This is a genomic window from Ruegeria sp. BG7 (assembly GCF_056535685.1).
Genome location: NZ_JBQFIU010000001.1, coordinates 573,793 through 590,011, shown reverse-complemented (window position 1 = coordinate 590,011; position 16,219 = coordinate 573,793). Strand labels below are relative to the sequence as shown.

General features: G+C 56.7%; 14 protein-coding genes and 2 tRNA genes. 6 read left to right on the top strand and 10 right to left on the bottom strand.

Annotated features, from left to right (window positions below):
- Position 1 precedes the first annotated feature (1 nt).
- The 6 genes from ACR3EH_RS02935 to ACR3EH_RS02910 form a co-directional block, all read right to left on the bottom strand.
- Positions 2–76, bottom strand: a tRNA-Glu gene (locus ACR3EH_RS02935).
- A 24-nt stretch (positions 77–100) separates the two neighbouring features.
- Positions 101–175 (bottom strand) — tRNA-Glu (locus ACR3EH_RS02930).
- A gap of 98 nt (positions 176–273) precedes the next feature.
- On the bottom strand, positions 274–2,016 hold the full coding sequence (gene recJ / locus ACR3EH_RS02925) for a single-stranded-DNA-specific exonuclease RecJ (RefSeq protein WP_171675474.1): 1,743 nt from the start codon (positions 2,014–2,016) through the stop codon (positions 274–276).
- Positions 2,017–2,109: 93 nt separating this feature from the next.
- Positions 2,110–3,093 (bottom strand): class II fructose-bisphosphatase, encoded by a 984-nt coding sequence (gene glpX / locus ACR3EH_RS02920; protein WP_171182592.1) that lies wholly within the window; start codon positions 3,091–3,093, stop codon positions 2,110–2,112.
- 69 nt (positions 3,094–3,162) lie between these two features.
- The gene (locus ACR3EH_RS02915) at positions 3,163–4,449 is read right to left on the bottom strand and encodes a homoserine dehydrogenase (protein ID WP_171182594.1); all 1,287 of its coding nucleotides are present in this window, start codon (positions 4,447–4,449) and stop codon (positions 3,163–3,165) included.
- A gap of 124 nt (positions 4,450–4,573) precedes the next feature.
- Complete coding sequence (locus ACR3EH_RS02910) at positions 4,574–4,822, bottom strand: hypothetical protein (RefSeq protein ID WP_171182596.1); 249 nt, start codon at positions 4,820–4,822, stop codon at positions 4,574–4,576.
- 101 nt (positions 4,823–4,923) lie between these two features.
- On the opposite strand from ACR3EH_RS02910, the gene ACR3EH_RS02905 reads away from it, so the two are divergent.
- Positions 4,924–5,511 carry a TetR/AcrR family transcriptional regulator gene (locus tag ACR3EH_RS02905; protein ID WP_171182598.1) on the top strand — a complete coding sequence of 196 codons (588 nt, stop codon included), beginning with the start codon at positions 4,924–4,926 and terminating at the stop codon, positions 5,509–5,511.
- A gap of 21 nt (positions 5,512–5,532) precedes the next feature.
- Here the strand turns inward: ACR3EH_RS02905 and ACR3EH_RS02900 are convergent, their stop codons facing one another.
- Positions 5,533–6,444 (bottom strand): pirin family protein, encoded by a 912-nt coding sequence (locus ACR3EH_RS02900; protein WP_171182599.1) that lies wholly within the window; start codon positions 6,442–6,444, stop codon positions 5,533–5,535.
- 157 nt (positions 6,445–6,601) lie between these two features.
- On the opposite strand from ACR3EH_RS02900, the gene ACR3EH_RS02895 reads away from it, so the two are divergent.
- Entirely contained in the window at positions 6,602–7,081 is a 480-nt protein-coding gene (locus tag ACR3EH_RS02895) for a hypothetical protein (RefSeq protein ID WP_171182601.1), read from the top strand.
- On the opposite strand, the gene ACR3EH_RS02890 is transcribed toward ACR3EH_RS02895, so the two are convergent.
- Genes ACR3EH_RS02890 through ACR3EH_RS02880 form a run of 3 tightly spaced genes read right to left on the bottom strand, consistent with a single transcriptional unit; the run spans position 7,043 to position 9,865 of the window.
- The gene (locus ACR3EH_RS02890) at positions 7,043–7,639 is read right to left on the bottom strand and encodes a TadE/TadG family type IV pilus assembly protein (RefSeq protein ID WP_171182603.1); all 597 of its coding nucleotides are present in this window, start codon (positions 7,637–7,639) and stop codon (positions 7,043–7,045) included. The two genes, ACR3EH_RS02895 and ACR3EH_RS02890, sit on opposite strands and share 39 nt — an antisense overlap.
- A gap of 4 nt (positions 7,640–7,643) precedes the next feature.
- Entirely contained in the window at positions 7,644–8,180 is a 537-nt protein-coding gene (locus tag ACR3EH_RS02885; protein ID WP_171182605.1) for a TadE/TadG family type IV pilus assembly protein, read from the bottom strand.
- A complete protein-coding gene (locus ACR3EH_RS02880; RefSeq protein WP_171182607.1) occupies positions 8,177–9,865 on the bottom strand; it encodes a pilus assembly protein TadG-related protein in 1,689 nt (562 codons plus the stop codon). Before ACR3EH_RS02880 ends, ACR3EH_RS02885 begins: the two co-directional genes overlap by 4 nt.
- 331 nt (positions 9,866–10,196) lie before the next feature.
- On the opposite strand from ACR3EH_RS02880, the gene ACR3EH_RS02875 reads away from it, so the two are divergent.
- The 4 genes from ACR3EH_RS02875 to rpoD all read left to right on the top strand — a co-directional run bounded on the left by ACR3EH_RS02875 (position 10,197) and on the right by rpoD (position 16,188).
- Positions 10,197–11,627 carry a Glu/Leu/Phe/Val family dehydrogenase gene (locus tag ACR3EH_RS02875; protein WP_171089223.1) on the top strand — a complete coding sequence of 477 codons (1,431 nt, stop codon included), beginning with the start codon at positions 10,197–10,199 and terminating at the stop codon, positions 11,625–11,627.
- A 134-nt stretch (positions 11,628–11,761) separates the two neighbouring features.
- Entirely contained in the window at positions 11,762–12,058 is a 297-nt protein-coding gene (locus tag ACR3EH_RS02870; protein WP_171675476.1) for a hypothetical protein, read from the top strand.
- Positions 12,059–12,138: 80 nt separating this feature from the next.
- On the top strand, positions 12,139–14,085 hold the full coding sequence (gene dnaG / locus ACR3EH_RS02865) for a DNA primase (RefSeq protein ID WP_171182609.1): 1,947 nt from the start codon (positions 12,139–12,141) through the stop codon (positions 14,083–14,085).
- 114 nt (positions 14,086–14,199) lie between these two features.
- Positions 14,200–16,188 (top strand): RNA polymerase sigma factor RpoD, encoded by a 1,989-nt coding sequence (gene rpoD, locus ACR3EH_RS02860; RefSeq protein ID WP_171089229.1) that lies wholly within the window; start codon positions 14,200–14,202, stop codon positions 16,186–16,188.
- Positions 16,189–16,219: the final 31 nt, after the last annotated feature.

The following is a 16,219-nucleotide window of genomic DNA, read 5'->3' as shown; positions in this document are numbered from 1 at the left end:
ATGGCAGCCCGTAGGGGAATCGAACCCCTCTTTCCAGGTTGAAAACCTGGCGTCCTAACCGATAGACGAACGGGCCATTTGGTAGTGGCACAAGCACAAGTGGCAGCCCGTAGGGGAATCGAACCCCTCTTTCCAGGTTGAAAACCTGGCGTCCTAACCGATAGACGAACGGGCCACGCTGGCTTGTGGAGGGCCTTTTACGGTTTCACCGTGACCCCCGCAAGCGGAAAAATGCAGGGATGTGAAAGTTTTTTGGGCCTCTGACGCAGAGCGTCAATTGGCCTCTGCCGCATCCTCCAGCCGAAGTTGTACGGATTGTCGCCCACCCCATGTGTTCACCTCAAGCCGACCCGCAAAATGAAAGCGTGCACCGCCGTGATTTGACAATTTCTCGCCCATCGGGCCGTCAAAGGCACCAAAGGCAATTGCGTCCAGGCCACCACCCATTCCATCGGCCAGTGAAAGCTTCAGATGGGTTTCCCCCACTCGTTTGGCAAAGCGCACCTGCAGGTCTGGCAAAGCATAGCGTGGGGCAGGGGCGCTGGCCCCAAATGGCCCCGCCTGTTCAACCTGTTCTATCAGATCAACGGTTGCCGCACCGGGCATAAGCGCGCCGTCCAGCTTCAGATCGGCTGGGCCGCCCTGACCGGCACCCTGCTTGGCCAGCAACTCGCTCAAGCGCTCCATTGCGGGTTCAAGCTTGTCGCGCATCACGGTAAGACCAGCGGCCATCTTGTGACCGCCCCCTTTGACCAGCAGTCCTTCGGCGGCAAGGCGCTGGATTGAGGCCCCCAGATCAGCGCCCGAAACCGACCGGCCCGAGCCTTTGCCTTCATCTCCATCAAAGCCAATCACGATAGCAGGGCGGTTGGCAGTTTCTTTCAGGCGCGAGGCTACGATCCCGACCACACCGGGGTGCCAGCCTTCGCCAGCCGCCCACACCAATGGCGCGTCTAGGCCGCGGTGTTCGGCCTGTTCCACAGCAGCGGCCCGCACCGCGTTTTCAATGTCCCTACGTTCGGTATTCAAGGCGTCCAGACGTTCGGACAAAGCTTGCGCTTCGTGCAGGGACTCCGTGCTTAGCAACCGCGCGCCCAGATCGGCCTGACCGATCCGCCCGCCTGCGTTCACACGGGGACCCAGCAGAAATCCAAGATGATAACTGTTCGGCGCGGTGTCCATGCGCGAAACATCGGACAGGGCCACAAGGCCGGGGCGCTGTCGCTGCGCCATCACTTTCAACCCCTGCCGAACCAGAGCGCGATTGGCGTCGATCAAAGGTGCAACGTCAGCCACAGTGGCCAGCGCCACCAGATCCAGCATCGACATCAGATCCGGCCCCTTTACGCCTGTTTGACGCAATTGGCGCCCGGCTTCGACCAGCATCAGAAACACAACGCCCGCAGCACACAGATAGCCAAGATCGCCGCTTTCGTCCTGACGGTTGGGGTTCACGACAGCGACGCAATCTGGCAGCGTCTCACCTCCAAGGTGATGATCCAGAACGATCACGTCTGCACCCTTGGCCGCTGCGATCGGATCATGGCTAAGCGTCCCGCAATCGACGCATATGAGCAAGTCATGCGCCGCTGCCAGTTCCCGCATGGCATGCACGTTGGGGCCGTATCCTTCATCGATCCGGTCGGGCACATATAGCGTTGCCTGCAATCCCATCTGGCGCAACCAGACCAGCAGCAACGCGGCGGAACTGCCGCCGTCGACATCATAATCTGCAAACACTGCGATCTTCTGGCGATGCCGAACGGCGTCCAGAAAGCGTGCCGCTGCAATCTCCATGTCTTTCATCGCGCGCGGGTCGGGCAACAATTCCTTGAGCTTGGGATCCAGAAAGCCGCGTGCCTCCATCGCGGGCACGCCGCGTCGGGCCAGAACCTGGCACACCGCGCGTGGCAGATCGGTCTGTTGCGCCATCATCTCGGCAGCGCGCTCTACCTCGGCGCTGGGACCAACCCAACGCCGCCCTGTCAATGATTGCTCTACCCCAAGAAAACTCATCTCTCGCCTCTTATGCGCCAAGGCCGGACCCTTGCGGACCCGGCCTTTTCATCTTTTCAAAAATACTCTCGCCGAAGGCAACGGCGCAAGCCGTTACGCCTTGTCGTGCGGCCAGGTGGGCGTGCGGTAAGACATGCGGCGCACGGACCCGGTTTTTGACCGCATAAGCAACGTTGTGGTTTCAACCCAGCCCGGCTCTCGCTTGATGCGTGGCAGCAGCGAACCGCCTGTGACACCGGTTGCTGCAAAAATCACATCTGCGGTCACCATCTCATCACGTGCATAAACGCGATCCAGATCAGTGATACCAGCCTTGGCGGCGCGGCCACGCTCGTCGTCGTTGCGGAACAACAGGCGACCAAAGATCTGACCGCCCATGCATTTCAGCGCGGCGGCAGCCAGAACGCCTTCGGGCGCACCACCCTGGCCCATGTACATGTCAATGCCGGTCACTTCGCTTTCGGCACAATGCATGACGCCAGCCACGTCACCATCGGTGATGAGGCGGATCGAGGCACCGGTTTCGCGTACTTCGGCGATCATGGCTTCATGGCGCGGACGCTCCAGAATGCAGACGGTGATGTCGGCCGGTTTACAACCTTTGGCCTTTGCCAAAGCTTCGACCCGTTCACGCGGGGACATGTCCAGATTAACCACGCCTTCAGGCAGGCCCGGACCAACGGCCAGCTTGTCCATGTACACATCCGGCGCGTGCAGCATAGACCCACGCGGCCCCATGGCGATCACGGTCAGCGCGTTAGGCATGTCCTTTGCGGTCAGCGTAGTGCCTTCCAGCGGGTCCAGCGCGATGTCTACACCGGGGCCGTTTCCGGTGCCGACTTCTTCACCGATATACAGCATCGGCGCCTCGTCGCGTTCACCTTCACCGATCACCACGACACCGGCAATGTCCAGCAGGTTCAACTGCTCGCGCATGGCGTTTACAGCTGCCTGATCGGCGGCTTTCTCATCGCCGCGCCCCACCAGCGAGGCCGAGGCCAGTGCAGCCTGCTCCGCCACCCTTGCCAGCCCCAGAGACAGCAGGCGGTCGTTGAAATCGGTTTTGGCAGCACTCATTGTTCAGTATCCCTTGGTCAGTAAAGCCGTTTCTTCCGGCATAACGTGCGTTTCATGCAGGCCGCAAGATCAAACCTCTTCAATCCGCAACGCAACAGGCTCACCGGCCACTACATCCGTGTTGCGGAAACCATCCAGCGCGACGTCCAGAGCGGCGCGAGTGGTTTTGTGGGTGACGATCAGCACGGGTGCGGTGCTTTCGGCATGGGCATACTGGCGCATCCGATCGATCGAAACGCCAGCGTCGCCCAAAATGGCGGCCACCTTGGCCAGAGCACCCGGTTTGTCCATTAGGCCCAGCCGCAAATAATATGGCGCAGGCAGACCTGTCACCGCCGGTTTGGCGGCCTCAAGAGATGTGGCAGGGCGGCCAAAGGTCGAGATCTGAAGACCGCGTGCCAGATCGCACACATCCCCCATAACGGCACTGGCCGTCGGGCCTTCACCCGCTCCGGGACCGCGCAACACGACCTGTTCGACCGAGTCTCCTTCGATCACCACCATATTGGTGCCACCCTCCAACTGACCCAGGGGCGAGTCGCTGGGCACGAGGCAGGGTTGCATACGTTGCTCAAGCCCGCGTGCGGTGCGCTGCGCCACGCCCAGCAGTTTGATGCGAAAGCCCATATCCTCGGCCTGATCGATATCGTCCAGGCTGATCTGCTGAATACCTTCAATCTCGATTCCGTCGAAATTCGGCTTGGTGCCAAAAGCGATCGAGGCCAGCAGCGCCAGTTTATGCGCCGCGTCGATGCCCCCCACGTCCAGATTGGGGTCAGCCTCAAGATAGCCCAGTTCGGCGCACTCATCGAACAGTGCATTATACCCCTGACGCTGCGATTGCATCCGGGTCAGGATGTAGTTGCAGGTGCCGTTCATCACGCCCATCACACGCGTAATCTCGTTTCCTGCCAGACCCTCGGTGAGGGATTTGATCACCGGGATGCCACCGGCAACTGCCGCCTCGAACCGGATGACACGACCTGTGGCCTCGGCCTGTTCCGCCAGTTCCTGACCGTGGATGGCCAGCAGTGCTTTGTTGGCCGTGACAACATCCTTGCCTGACGCCAAAGCCGCTTCAACCGAAGCTTTTGCAGGGCCGTTTTCGCCACCCATCAACTCGACATAAACATCGATATCGTCGCGCTTCGCCAAAGCGACCGGATCGGTTTCCCAGGCGTAATCCGACAGGTTCACTCCGCGGTCTTTGTTTGGATCTCGTGCGGATACGGCCACGATCTCAATCGAACGGCCTGTGCGGGCTTTAAGCAGGTCGGCATGGCGGCGCACAATCTTGACGACACCGACGCCGACTGTTCCCAAGCCCGCAATTCCCAGCCGCAGTGCCTGTGTCATGTCGCGTGTCCCTTTCCGCCGGAATCTAACTGAATTCGGATGCTTTTCCGATCAGCGCTGCCTTAGCGGGTTCGGGCCAAGGGTGCAATCCATCAGCGGGTGATTGTGGGGGGAATGCCGTGCTTTAGTTGGTTTGCGCGTTTTGCAGCGCTTCCGCCTTTTGTGCCAAAGCCTCGCTGCGTTGAGTCAGGTCTTCTTCAACCGCCACAGCTTCGCTTACTGGATCAATGGGGGCGCCAAGTGTTTCCTGTAGCGGTACAAGACGCGGGTAGGGGGCTTTTTTAACTGAAGCAGGTTCGCTTCCTTCCAACTCAGGAAAATCCGCGCACCCGGCACAAAGAAAAACAAGAGGAAGTAAAGGCAGCAGTTTCATAGGGCACGCTTTTGGTTTCTCGAGCCCTCTTGTGATGCACGTTTTGATGTCTTCGATCAAGCAGGGTTCTATCTGAACAATTGTTCAGATACTGTGAAGACATGGCACGAACCCAAGGCTCTCATTCTGACATTACCGGCCCCCGCATTCGTAAGGCTGCGCTGCACCTGTTTGCACGTCACGGTTATGCCGCTGTTTCGATGCGGCAGATTGCGAAAGAAGTCGGTGTACAGGCGGGGGCCCTGTACAATTACACACCAGACAAGCAGAGCCTGCTGTACCGTTTGATGCGGGAACATATGCAAGAGCTGCTGTCAGCGTTTCACGATTTGCAAGGTGGCGATGACGCGGAGGAAGCGCTGCGCCAGTTCGTCGGGTTTCACATCCGGTTCCATTTACAACGCCCTGATGAGGTTTTCATTGCCTACATGGAGCTGCGAAACCTTTCGCCCGACAACTTCGCAGAAATTGAGGACCTTCGCCGACAATACGAAAACGCGTTGGAAAACATCCTTCACGCCGGGCAGCAAGCTGGTCAGTTTGCTATACCAGACACCAAGATTGCGACGCTTGCCGTGATTGCGATGTTGAACGGTGTGATGACCTGGTATCGATCCGGTGGCCGATTGTCGCTGGATGAGGTCGAACAGACCTATTGGAACATGGTGCACAAGGCTGTGACGGCCTGACAGGATCAGGCCGCCGATGTGTCAGTGCGCGGGGCGAATGAATGTCCCGTTTCTGAGTTCCCGAAAGGCTTGTTCCAGCTCGGCGCGTGTGTTCATCACGATAGGACCGTGCCACGCGACCGGCTCATCAATCGGGGCGCCTGAGATCAACAAGAACCGAACGCCTTCCTCGCCTGCCTGAACCGTGATTTCATCTCCGGTTCCAAAACGGACAAGGGTTCTGTCGCCTGACATGTCGCGGATGTTGACCTCTTGCCCTGCGACCTCTTTCTCTAACAGCACACCTGTTGGCTGCGAGGCGTCGGCAAAGGCGGCCTGCCCCTGAAATACATAAGCGAAGGCCCGGCGGTAGGTGTCGATCCGAAACGTCTTTTTCACACCTGCTGGGATCGAGATGTCCAGGTATTGTGGGTCTGCCGCGATACCATCCACCGGCCCGGTTTTACCCCAGAACTCTCCGACAATTACCCGAACAGTTGTGCCGTCGTCATCGGTGACTTCGGGAATGTCCTTGCTTTGAACATCCTGATAGCGAGGGGCGGTCATCTTCTGATCCGAGGGCAGGTTGCCCCACAATTGGAATCCATGCATCTGCCCCGAGGTGTTTCCGTGCGGCATTTCCTGATGCAAGATACCTGACCCTGCCGTCATCCATTGCACATCGCCAGCACCCAGGGTGCCGGTGTTGCCCAGTGAATCGGAATGCTCGACCGATCCGGCCAGAACATAGGTTATTGTCTCGATCCCGCGATGAGGATGCCAGGGAAACCCGGCCTGATAGTCCTGCGGCCGTTCGTTTCGAAAATCGTCGAACAACAGGAAAGGGTCCAGCTCGGACGGGTCCTGAAACCCGAATGCGCGATGCAGTTTCACGCCGGCCCCTTCCATCGTTGGAATGGCCCTGCGCGTTTCCAATGTAGGTCTGAGAGACATGGCAACCTCCGATTTGTTTGAGCAGCATGTAAACTCTGCGCTTGCGCAGTCAATTCGCGCGGAAAAACCGAACCTGTGCGAATTTGCAGATAAACCAAACCCCTGTTGTTTCCTGCGCAAAGCGGCTAAATCCAGAGGATCGAAACAGGAGATTTCCATGCAGGAAGAAGTGCTGGCAACGATTGAGGCATCTTCGCCCAGACGCTGGGCCGGGGTAGGGATGCTGACGACGGTTGGGGCACTGGTCACATATGTCGCTCTGGCGTCCCCGCCCGAGCCGATATGGCAGGCGTTCCTGTTCGCCGTGGGTGGAGCGTCGCTGTGGCTGGCATATCGTGTCTGGTACGCGACACAGGACCGTATCGAGTTGACCCGTTCGGAACTGCGCACGGGGTCAGGTCAGATCATTGCGAAAGTCGAAGACATCGAAACTGTTGATCGCGGCGTGTTCGCGTTCAAACCGTCAAACGGTTTTCTGGTTCGGATGCGTCACAAAGCATCAAACAAATGGGCGCCGGGCCTGTGGTGGCGACTAGGGCGCAGGGTGGGCGTGGGCGGCATGACAGCTGCCGCCGAAGCCAAGTTCATGTCAGAGGCCCTAGTCTTCCTTCTTACAGATGACCGGGGGTCTCTCTAGGTCACATGCAACCTTGCCGGCAAAGCGGGGGCTTGTGAAGATGAAGTTTTCAAAGGTAATTCCGGTTGCAAAGTCCCAACCCGGTTTGAACATCGGAATATATTCGTTCGATGTTTCCACCAAAATAATCGTGTCTTGGTCGGGCATCGGCGGCAGACGATCTTTGAGTTCTTCGACATTGGTGTCGTCCCAAACCCAATCGTATCCGCGTGCGGTTGACCAGCGCACATCGTGTCGGTCTTCATCTTCTTCGTACCGCAACAATGAGATCCGAACATCCACATCGGAACGGTTGTTGATCATCCGTCCCATCAACTCTTGTAGCGAGTCGATATATATGTCGGTCACTTCCTGTGATTCACGCGAGATCAGGTCGCTGACTGTATAAGCCGCCTTTTGATTCGACGCGCTCTGCCGAAACCCTTCAAATGCTGTGAAAGAGAATGTGACAGTCCAAAGCAACAGAGGGAAGATCATCAGGGCTTCTACTGTCAGAATGCCGCTTTCATCTTCCTTGAAGGCTTGGACGCGTTTTTTCACGTTTCGCATGACAGACATGGCTTTACCGTGGCTCCTGTACGAATGCCGTCGTCGCAGTCAAAGAGTAATGACCGGATTCGTCGGGGACTTCACGCGCGATGACAGACGTCTTGAATACGGGGTCAACACGGAGGCAGGCGCGAAGGATCATCAACTCGTTTGATTCACCGCTGTCGAACTTAAACTCATGCAGCGGGTTAACCTCTTCCGTGCTATCGGTGCAGTCTGGTTTTTCAGGAAGATTTATTCCTACGAACGCGTTCTGCCTGATCATTTCCAAACGCAGGTTCGCCTCGCAGTTCTGGATGCCAGAAATTTCACAGATCCGGATTTTAATGACGTCATGATCCCATTTTGTACCAGTGTTCAGTCGAATGTCCCGAACCACCCTATCTACGCCTTGTTCCAGAGCGCCGTGTTGCGTGGTGATAACGTTCATTTCCGCCCCAATCCCCAAAAACGCCAGGAAGAAGGGAACGATCATAACAAATTCGATCGTCGCGTTTCCGGTCTCTGATCGCTTGAAGAAGCTAAGTTTTGACTTGGTCTTACGGATCATTGGGTCAGCCTCAGTTTGCGGATAGAGGACGCGATCGATGCAAACGCCTTTTCCAGGTTCAGCCCGCTTACGTTGTAAACATGACTATCCGAGCTGGCGCAGGACTTGATGGTGTTCAGGCCGTTGGTCGGTGCCTCGAACGCAATGCCGTAAATGATGACACCCTCGTCTTTCGCTGCGCCACAAATGCTGGCCGTACGCGTATTTTTTGTGGATGAGCCGACAGATTTCCGAAGGTTCCAATACCAGTTGCTTTCATGGTTGGACTGCCAGTAGTAGTTATTCTTGGCATTCCACCACAGCGAGGCCAGATCGAACAGTTCGGGATAGGTCAGGCGCGTTGCAGTTCCGATCTCTTCGTTCGAGTCGTTCTCATTGGGGGGGTTCCCGAACGGATGCTCCGCAGTGACGTAACTACCGCCGTTTTCTTCGGTATGTTGCATCCAAACCCACCGATCAGGGTTGCGCGCATAACGAACGCTGTATTCGCCTTTCTTGCCATCTGCCCGCTCAAATTCGGGGTTGAACCAGATATCGGTCTGTCCACTGCGGACAGACGAGTCCAGCATGTATTGCGTGGTGTTTTGACCGTCGGTCATGACGATCACGACCTTCAGAACATCCGAGTCGAAGGATTCAGGGCGAACCGAGAATTTCGCAGGCACTTTGCCTTCGGCCGCCAGATCGTTGATCACCGGCTGGAATGTCGGATCCAACATTCCAACACCCCACTTCATACCCACATCAATAGAGGTGTTGCCGCTTGCCGTCAGGGCGTCGATGCGATTGTGCAGATACTCAACGTTGTCCGTAACAGGTGTGATCTCACTGCCATTACGCACTGGACACACATAATAAGCGGGGCTCTGTTCACCATCAGTATACCCACCGTTTACATATGCGCTGCTGTAGCGCCATGGGTCGAAATGAGCGGTGCGTTGGTAAAAGACTGACGGGTCAAGCGTCGCAGAGCTAAATTGACCCGATGTGAAATTCACGCAGTGCGAATAAGCATGTTCCGACGTTACATTGTCGAACTTGCCCAAAATGTCCTGCCCCGCATTGACCTGCGTTGCATAGGGCACAATCGACATTGAAATTTTAGTCTCGCCGGATTCTTCAAGCATCAGCGTGACAAATTCCTTGGCTGCGCTTCGCAGAACTTCGATTTTCGACTTCCCCGCGGTGGCAGACGATCTTGTCATAGACCCAGACATGTCCAGAACCAGAGAAATCTCGACCGAACCGATCGACTCTTCGGCAGTACTTGCCGCTACAATCCCCAGCTCTGTCACAGTACCGAACCGCAGGAAACGCGTTGGCACGACCGCCTCTGCCGTCGCTGACACTGTTCTCGAGCCGAACCCTTCGACAACTGTAATCGTCTTTTCAAGATGGCCCAGACCGGCCTTTTCCATATAGTCTTCGACAACCTGTTGCGGAGGAAGTTTTTGGTCCAGGTCTGCGGCAGCCAGAACGGCACGGTCCAAGGTGGATTGCACGTTGGCGCGATCACGTTCATGAGTCATGATGTCCATGGACATGCCGGTGATCGCAAGCATCAGGATCAGGATGAGTAGAGTGAAGATTGTAAAAGTGCCGTCTTCCCTGTCAACGAACGCGCGCAATTGGGAAGCTTTGCGTTTCGGCATCGAGCCGTCGTTCTGAAGCGAGTGTTTAATCATTTGATGACTCCGCACCGCACGTAGAATTCGTGCGACATAAAAAGAGATTTGGTATAAATTTAGTTTTCAAACATGGCGTGAATTGGGCGAAAAAGGCTTGGTTTTGGCCTTTTTACGCGCAAATCGGCTATAAAACCTGTCGCCCAGACCGATCTGTCAATGAAATGAAAACAATTCGTTAAGGATTCAGTCGGTAGACCGACTCATCCACAGGCGGTGACGTATTTGTTAATGAAATGATGAAAAAAAGTGCAATGTTTGATTGCAGCCTGACGCAACTGGTGCGACAAAAAGTCATGACGTTGCGTCTGGTATCGATACGGAGGATTGTATGACCGGCATCAAAGAACCCAGCTTTCGTGAGAGTGTTGACTTGATGTTCAATAGGGCGGCGTCCCTGATGGACCTACCGCCGGGGCTGGAGCAAAAGATCCGGGTTTGCAACGCGACCTACACCGTACGATTTGGTGTGCGGCTCAGGGGGGAAATCCATACCTTCACCGGATACCGTTCTGTGCATTCCGAACATATGGAGCCTGTCAAAGGCGGTATCCGCTATGCTTTGGCCGTGAACCAGGACGAAGTTGAAGCGCTGGCTGCGCTGATGACCTATAAGTGCGCGCTGGTTGAGACGCCGTTTGGCGGATCGAAAGGCGGTTTGTGCATTGATCCCAGAAAGTACGAAGAACATGAGATGGAGCAGATCACCCGACGCTTTGCCTATGAACTGGCCAAGCGTGACCTGATCAACCCGTCTCAGAACGTCCCGGCCCCCGATATGGGAACGGGTGAACGAGAAATGGCATGGATGGCCGACCAATACGCGCGGATGAACACCACGGACATCAACGCGCGCGCTTGTGTAACGGGTAAGCCTCTGAACGCGGGTGGCATTGCCGGACGGGTTGAGGCAACGGGACGCGGCATCCAATACGCGCTGCGCGAGTTCTTCCGTCATCCGGAAGACGTGCAGAAAGCTGGCCTGTCCGGCAAGCTGGACGGTAAGCGCGTAGTGGTGCAGGGATTGGGTAATGTGGGGTACCACGCGGCCAAGTTCCTCAGCGAACAGGACGGCTCAATCATCGTTGGCATCATCGAATGGGACGGTGCGCTGTACAATCCCGACGGCATCGACGTTGAAGCGGTCCGCCAGTGGATCGTCAAACATGGCGGGGTCAAGGATTACCCCGATGCGACCCACTCGGCCGAAGGTGGAAGCGTGCTGGAAGCGGAATGTGACATCCTGATCCCGGCTGCACTGGAAGGTGTTATCAACTTGTCCAATGCCGAACGGATCAAAGCGCCCTTGATCATCGAAGCCGCAAACGGGCCGGTGACGGCAGGTGCGGATGAAATTCTGCGCAAGAAGGGCACAGTGATCATCCCGGATATGTATGCCAACGCTGGTGGTGTGACCGTTTCTTACTTCGAATGGGTCAAAAACCTCAGCCATATCCGCTTTGGCCGGATGCAGCGGCGACAGGAAGAAGCGCGGCATGAGTTGATCGTGAGCGAATTGGAAAGGCTGGACCGCTATCTTGGCGATGCCTGGACGATGTCGCCTGACTTTAAGACGCAGTATCTGAAAGGGGCTGACGAGTTGGAACTGGTTCGGTCCGGTCTGGATGACACCATGCGCATTGCTTACCAGTCGATGCGCGAGGTCTGGCACAGCCGAGACGATGTAGAGGACCTGCGTACAGCGGCCTATATCGTGGCCATTGACCGCGTGGCGAAAAGCTACCGCGCCAAAGGGCTCTGACGTCAAAACGGGTGGGGCAGGCTGGCTGCCCCACTCTCAAGTTGTTCAGCAGTGCCAGGTGGCAAAAAGGATTATGGCAGCCCGAGACCCAGACAGGTAAGCTGCGCCGAAAGAAACGAATCCGGGAGAACCCCATGTTGCGTATCGCCATCGTCGCGGCCTTGCTTGCCAGCCCTTCACTGGCTCAGGACAGCGCCGAGCAAAGCTGTAAATATCAGGCCGATGTGGTGGCCGCGATCCAGAAGGCACGGTTGGACAGGGTAAAAGAGCGCGACGTCGCACAGGCGATTGCGGACAGTTCACCGACCTGGCCCGAGAACTATAATGCGGCGATTCCGCTGATTACGCCCTGGGTTTATGAGCAAAAGATGCGCGATGTGCGCAAGAAGGATCTGGGTGCCGCGTGGTTGGAGCTGTGTCTGCAGCAATAATCCACAGTTACGCCAATTCCTTGTGGATAAGCCCGCGCCGTCCCCTTGGCGCGGGTTTTCATTTCTGGCAGGTTTGACCCATGTCTTTGCCCCCCGGATTTCTGGATGAGTTGCGTACCCGGCTAAGCCTGTCTCAGGTCGTCGGGCGCAAAGTTATGTGGGATCAGCGCAAGTCCAACCAAGGCAAGGGGGATATGTGGGCCCCATGCCCGTTTCACCATGAAAAGACGGCCTCGTTCCACGTCGATGACCAGAAGGGGTTTTATTACTGCTTCGGCTGTCACGCCAAAGGCGACGCAATCAGTTTTGTGAAGGAAACCGAGAATGTCTCATTCATCGAAGCGGTTGAGATTTTGGCGCGTGAGGCCGGGATGCCCATGCCCGCCCGTGATCCCAAAGCGCAGGAAAAGCAGGACCGCCGGTCGCAATTGGCTGATGTGATGGAGCAGGCAGTGCAGTTCTTCCGACTGCAACTCAAAACAGGGGCGGGTGCGCCTGCACGCGATTACTTGACGGGTCGAGGGTTGGACGCGCAAGCGCTGGATCGGTGGGAGATCGGATTTGCCCCGGATGGGTGGCAGGCGCTGTGGGATCATCTGCGCGGCAAGAATGTGGCTGAGGATCTGATCCTTGGGGCAGGGCTGGCCAAGCCGTCCAACAAGGGTAAGAAACCTTATGACACGTTCCGTAACCGGATCATGTTCCCTATCCGCGATCCGCGTGGACGGTGTATCGCGTTTGGTGGGCGGGCGATGGACCCCAATGATAACGCTAAATACCTGAACTCGCCCGAGACCGAGTTGTTCGATAAAGGGCGCAGCCTGTTCAACCATGGCCCTGCGCGGCAGGCGGCGGGCAAAGGGCAGCCTTTGATCGTGGCCGAAGGGTATATGGACGTGATTGCGCTGGCCGAGGCGGGCTTTGGCGCGTCGGTCGCCCCTTTGGGCACGGCAATCACCGAGCATCAGTTGCAATTGCTCTGGCGCGTTTCCAACGAACCGATCATTGCGCTGGATGGTGATACGGCGGGACTGCGTGCTGCGATGCGAGCGGTCGATCTGGCTTTGCCGTTGCTCGAAGCGGGTAAATCACTGCGCTTTGCACTGATGCCCGAAGGCAAGGATCCCGACGATTTGTTGCGGGCAGAAGGGTCTGGGGCTGTGCAATCGGTGCTGGAAAGCGCCATTCCGATGGTCAAACTGCTGTGGCAGCGTGAGACCGAAGGGAAAGTCTTTGACAGCCCCGAGCGCAAGGCGGCGCTGGACAAATCGTTGCGCGACAAGATCAAACTGATCCGCGACCCCTCGATCCGCTCGCATTATGGGCAAGAGATCAAGGATTTGCGCTGGCAGCTATTCCGTCCCCAGCGCCAACCACAGAACCGACAGTGGCAGCCGCGTGGCAAGTGGCAGCCTCCGCAGAGCGCCTCGCCGGGTGCGCGGGCGTCTTTCCTGGCGTCGTCCGAGACCGCTGATATCCAACTGCGCGAGGCGGCCATTCTCGCCATCGCCATCCTAAACCCACAGGTCGTTGTCCAGTTCGAGCACCAGCTTGAAGACATGGAATGCCTCAACCCCGAATACGCTGCCCTGCGAGACGCCATTCTGCGTCACGCGATTGATGATCCGGATCATCTGAAAGACCACATTGTAGATTCTTTGGGGGCTCAGCCCCTTGAAAACCTGCTGGTCCTTCGCCATGTCGCAGTGATCCCCTGTGTGTATAAACCAGGCGACGTTGAAAAGGCCGAGATGACGCTGGCCGAGGAACTCGCAAAGATCAAAGCTCTCCAGGGGTTGGATGCTGAGATAGCCGAAGCGGCGGAGGAATTGTCTGATCTGGCCGATGAGGCGCTGACATATCGGCTGGCGCAAGCCGCCGAAGAGCGCAACCGTACAAGCCGCAGCCAGAACGAAGACAGGGCCGTATTCGACATTGCCGACAACGGTGCGCGAATCAATCGCGACGAGAAAGACGCGTTTAAGGCAATCATGTCCGGTATCAAATTCGAGCGGAAACGCCGGTAAAGTGGTGTTTTCATAAGGCACTGGAAAAGAAAAACGGGTAAACGGGTGGCCGAATCACTTCTACGCGCTAATGATTCGGTTCAAACGAATCACCCATCCCTGCAGGAGCATTGAATGGCCGCCAAAGACACGACCGAAGATCGCAAATCCGAAGAGCAGGAACAGGAAATCTCGCTGGACATGAGCCAGGCCCAGGTCAAGAAGATGATCGCCGAGGCCCGCGAGAAAGGTTACATCACCTACGACCAGCTCAATCAGGTTCTGCCACCAGATCAGGTCAGCTCGGAGCAAATCGAAGACGTTATGTCGATGCTGTCCGAGATGGGCATCAACATCATCGAAGATGAAGAGGCAGAAGAGGAAGAGAACAAAGGCTCGACCGAACTGACCACCACCGATAGCAACCGTGAAGTTGCATTGGCTGGGGCCGCCACAGAAAAACTGGACCGAACAGATGACCCCGTCCGCATGTATCTGCGCGAGATGGGTTCGGTTGAACTGCTGAGCCGCGAGGGCGAAATTGCTATCGCCAAGCGGATTGAAGCGGGTCGGAACACCATGATCCAGGGGCTGTGCGAAAGCCCTCTGACCTTCCAGGCGATCACCATCTGGCATGACGAATTGTTGTCCGAAGACATTCTTCTGCGCGACGTCATCGATCTGGAGGCCACATTTGGCAATCAGATGGACGAAGACGGTGATGTGGAAGAGCCTGTGGTCGACACATCCACAGTGCAGGCAGCCAAGCCCGCAAAGGACACCGGCCCCGAGCTGGATGCTGACGGCAATCCGCTGAACAATGACGATGACGACGATGATGACGATCAGGCCAACATGTCGCTGGCCGCGATGGAAGCGGCGCTGAAGGATCAGGTCCTGACCACGCTTGAACGCATCTCGACCGATTTCTCGATGTTGTCGGAAATGCAGGATAGCCGGATTTCGGCCACTCTGAATGAAGATGGCTCGTTCAGTGAAAAAGACGAAGAAACCTATCAGAAGCTGCGCGCCGAAATCGTTGAGCTGGTGAATGGCCTTCATCTGCACAACAACCGGATCGAAGCGCTGATCGACCAGCTTTATGGTATTAACCGCCGTGTCATGTCTCTGGACAGCGCGATGGTGAAGCTTGCCGATCAGGCCCGTATCAACCGTCGTGAGTTCATCGAAGCCTACCGGGGTCGCGAACTGGATCCGAACTGGTTGTCCGAGATGGCTGAAAAGCCGGGCCGGGGGTGGCAGATGTTCATCGAACGCTCGACGGCTAAGGTCGAAGAACTGCGCAACGATATGGCTCAGGTCGGTCAATATGTCGGTCTGGATATCTCTGAATTCCGCCGCATCGTGCAACAGGTTCAGAAGGGCGAGAAAGAGGCACGTCAGGCCAAGAAGGAAATGGTCGAGGCCAACCTACGTCTGGTGATCTCGATTGCCAAAAAATACACGAACCGCGGCCTGCAATTCCTTGATCTTATTCAGGAAGGTAACATCGGCTTGATGAAGGCGGTGGACAAGTTCGAATACCGCCGCGGCTATAAGTTCTCGACCTATGCGACTTGGTGGATTCGTCAGGCGATCACGCGGTCTATCGCGGATCAGGCCCGCACGATCCGTATTCCGGTTCACATGATCGAAACGATAAACAAGCTGGTTCGGACCGGTCGTCAGATGCTGCACGAAATCGGACGCGAGCCGACGCCGGAAGAACTGGCAGAAAAGCTGCAAATGCCGCTTGAGAAGGTTCGCAAGGTGATGAAAATCGCCAAAGAACCAATCTCGCTGGAAACGCCAATCGGTGACGAAGAAGACAGCCAGCTGGGCGATTTCATCGAGGACAAGAATGCCGTGCTGCCTCTGGACAGCGCCATTCAAGAGAACCTCAAGGAAACGACCACTCGGGTTCTGGCCTCGCTCACGCCGCGTGAGGAACGGGTTCTGCGGATGCGTTTCGGCATCGGTATGAACACCGACCACACTCTGGAAGAGGTTGGCCAGCAGTTCAGCGTGACCCGCGAACGGATCCGCCAGATCGAGGCGAAGGCACTGCGCAAGTTGAAGCACCCCAGCCGATCTCGAAAGCTACGGTCTTTCCTGGATCAGTAGATACAGAGGCGCCTCACACGAGGCGCCTTTT

Coding starts and splice junctions, on each gene's coding strand:
- recJ (WP_171675474.1), bottom strand. CDS start 2,016: ATGAGTTTTCTTGGGGTAGAGCAATCATTGACAGGGCGGCGTTGGGTT.
- glpX (WP_171182592.1), bottom strand. CDS start 3,093: ATGAGTGCTGCCAAAACCGATTTCAACGACCGCCTGCTGTCTCTGGGG.
- ACR3EH_RS02915 (WP_171182594.1), bottom strand. CDS start 4,449: ATGACACAGGCACTGCGGCTGGGAATTGCGGGCTTGGGAACAGTCGGC.
- ACR3EH_RS02910 (WP_171182596.1), bottom strand. CDS start 4,822: ATGAAACTGCTGCCTTTACTTCCTCTTGTTTTTCTTTGTGCCGGGTGC.
- ACR3EH_RS02905 (WP_171182598.1), top strand. CDS start 4,924: ATGGCACGAACCCAAGGCTCTCATTCTGACATTACCGGCCCCCGCATT.
- ACR3EH_RS02900 (WP_171182599.1), bottom strand. CDS start 6,444: ATGTCTCTCAGACCTACATTGGAAACGCGCAGGGCCATTCCAACGATG.
- ACR3EH_RS02895 (WP_171182601.1), top strand. CDS start 6,602: ATGCAGGAAGAAGTGCTGGCAACGATTGAGGCATCTTCGCCCAGACGC.
- ACR3EH_RS02890 (WP_171182603.1), bottom strand. CDS start 7,639: ATGTCTGTCATGCGAAACGTGAAAAAACGCGTCCAAGCCTTCAAGGAA.
- ACR3EH_RS02885 (WP_171182605.1), bottom strand. CDS start 8,180: ATGATCCGTAAGACCAAGTCAAAACTTAGCTTCTTCAAGCGATCAGAG.
- ACR3EH_RS02880 (WP_171182607.1), bottom strand. CDS start 9,865: ATGATTAAACACTCGCTTCAGAACGACGGCTCGATGCCGAAACGCAAA.
- ACR3EH_RS02875 (WP_171089223.1), top strand. CDS start 10,197: ATGACCGGCATCAAAGAACCCAGCTTTCGTGAGAGTGTTGACTTGATG.
- ACR3EH_RS02870 (WP_171675476.1), top strand. CDS start 11,762: ATGTTGCGTATCGCCATCGTCGCGGCCTTGCTTGCCAGCCCTTCACTG.
- dnaG (WP_171182609.1), top strand. CDS start 12,139: ATGTCTTTGCCCCCCGGATTTCTGGATGAGTTGCGTACCCGGCTAAGC.
- rpoD (WP_171089229.1), top strand. CDS start 14,200: ATGGCCGCCAAAGACACGACCGAAGATCGCAAATCCGAAGAGCAGGAA.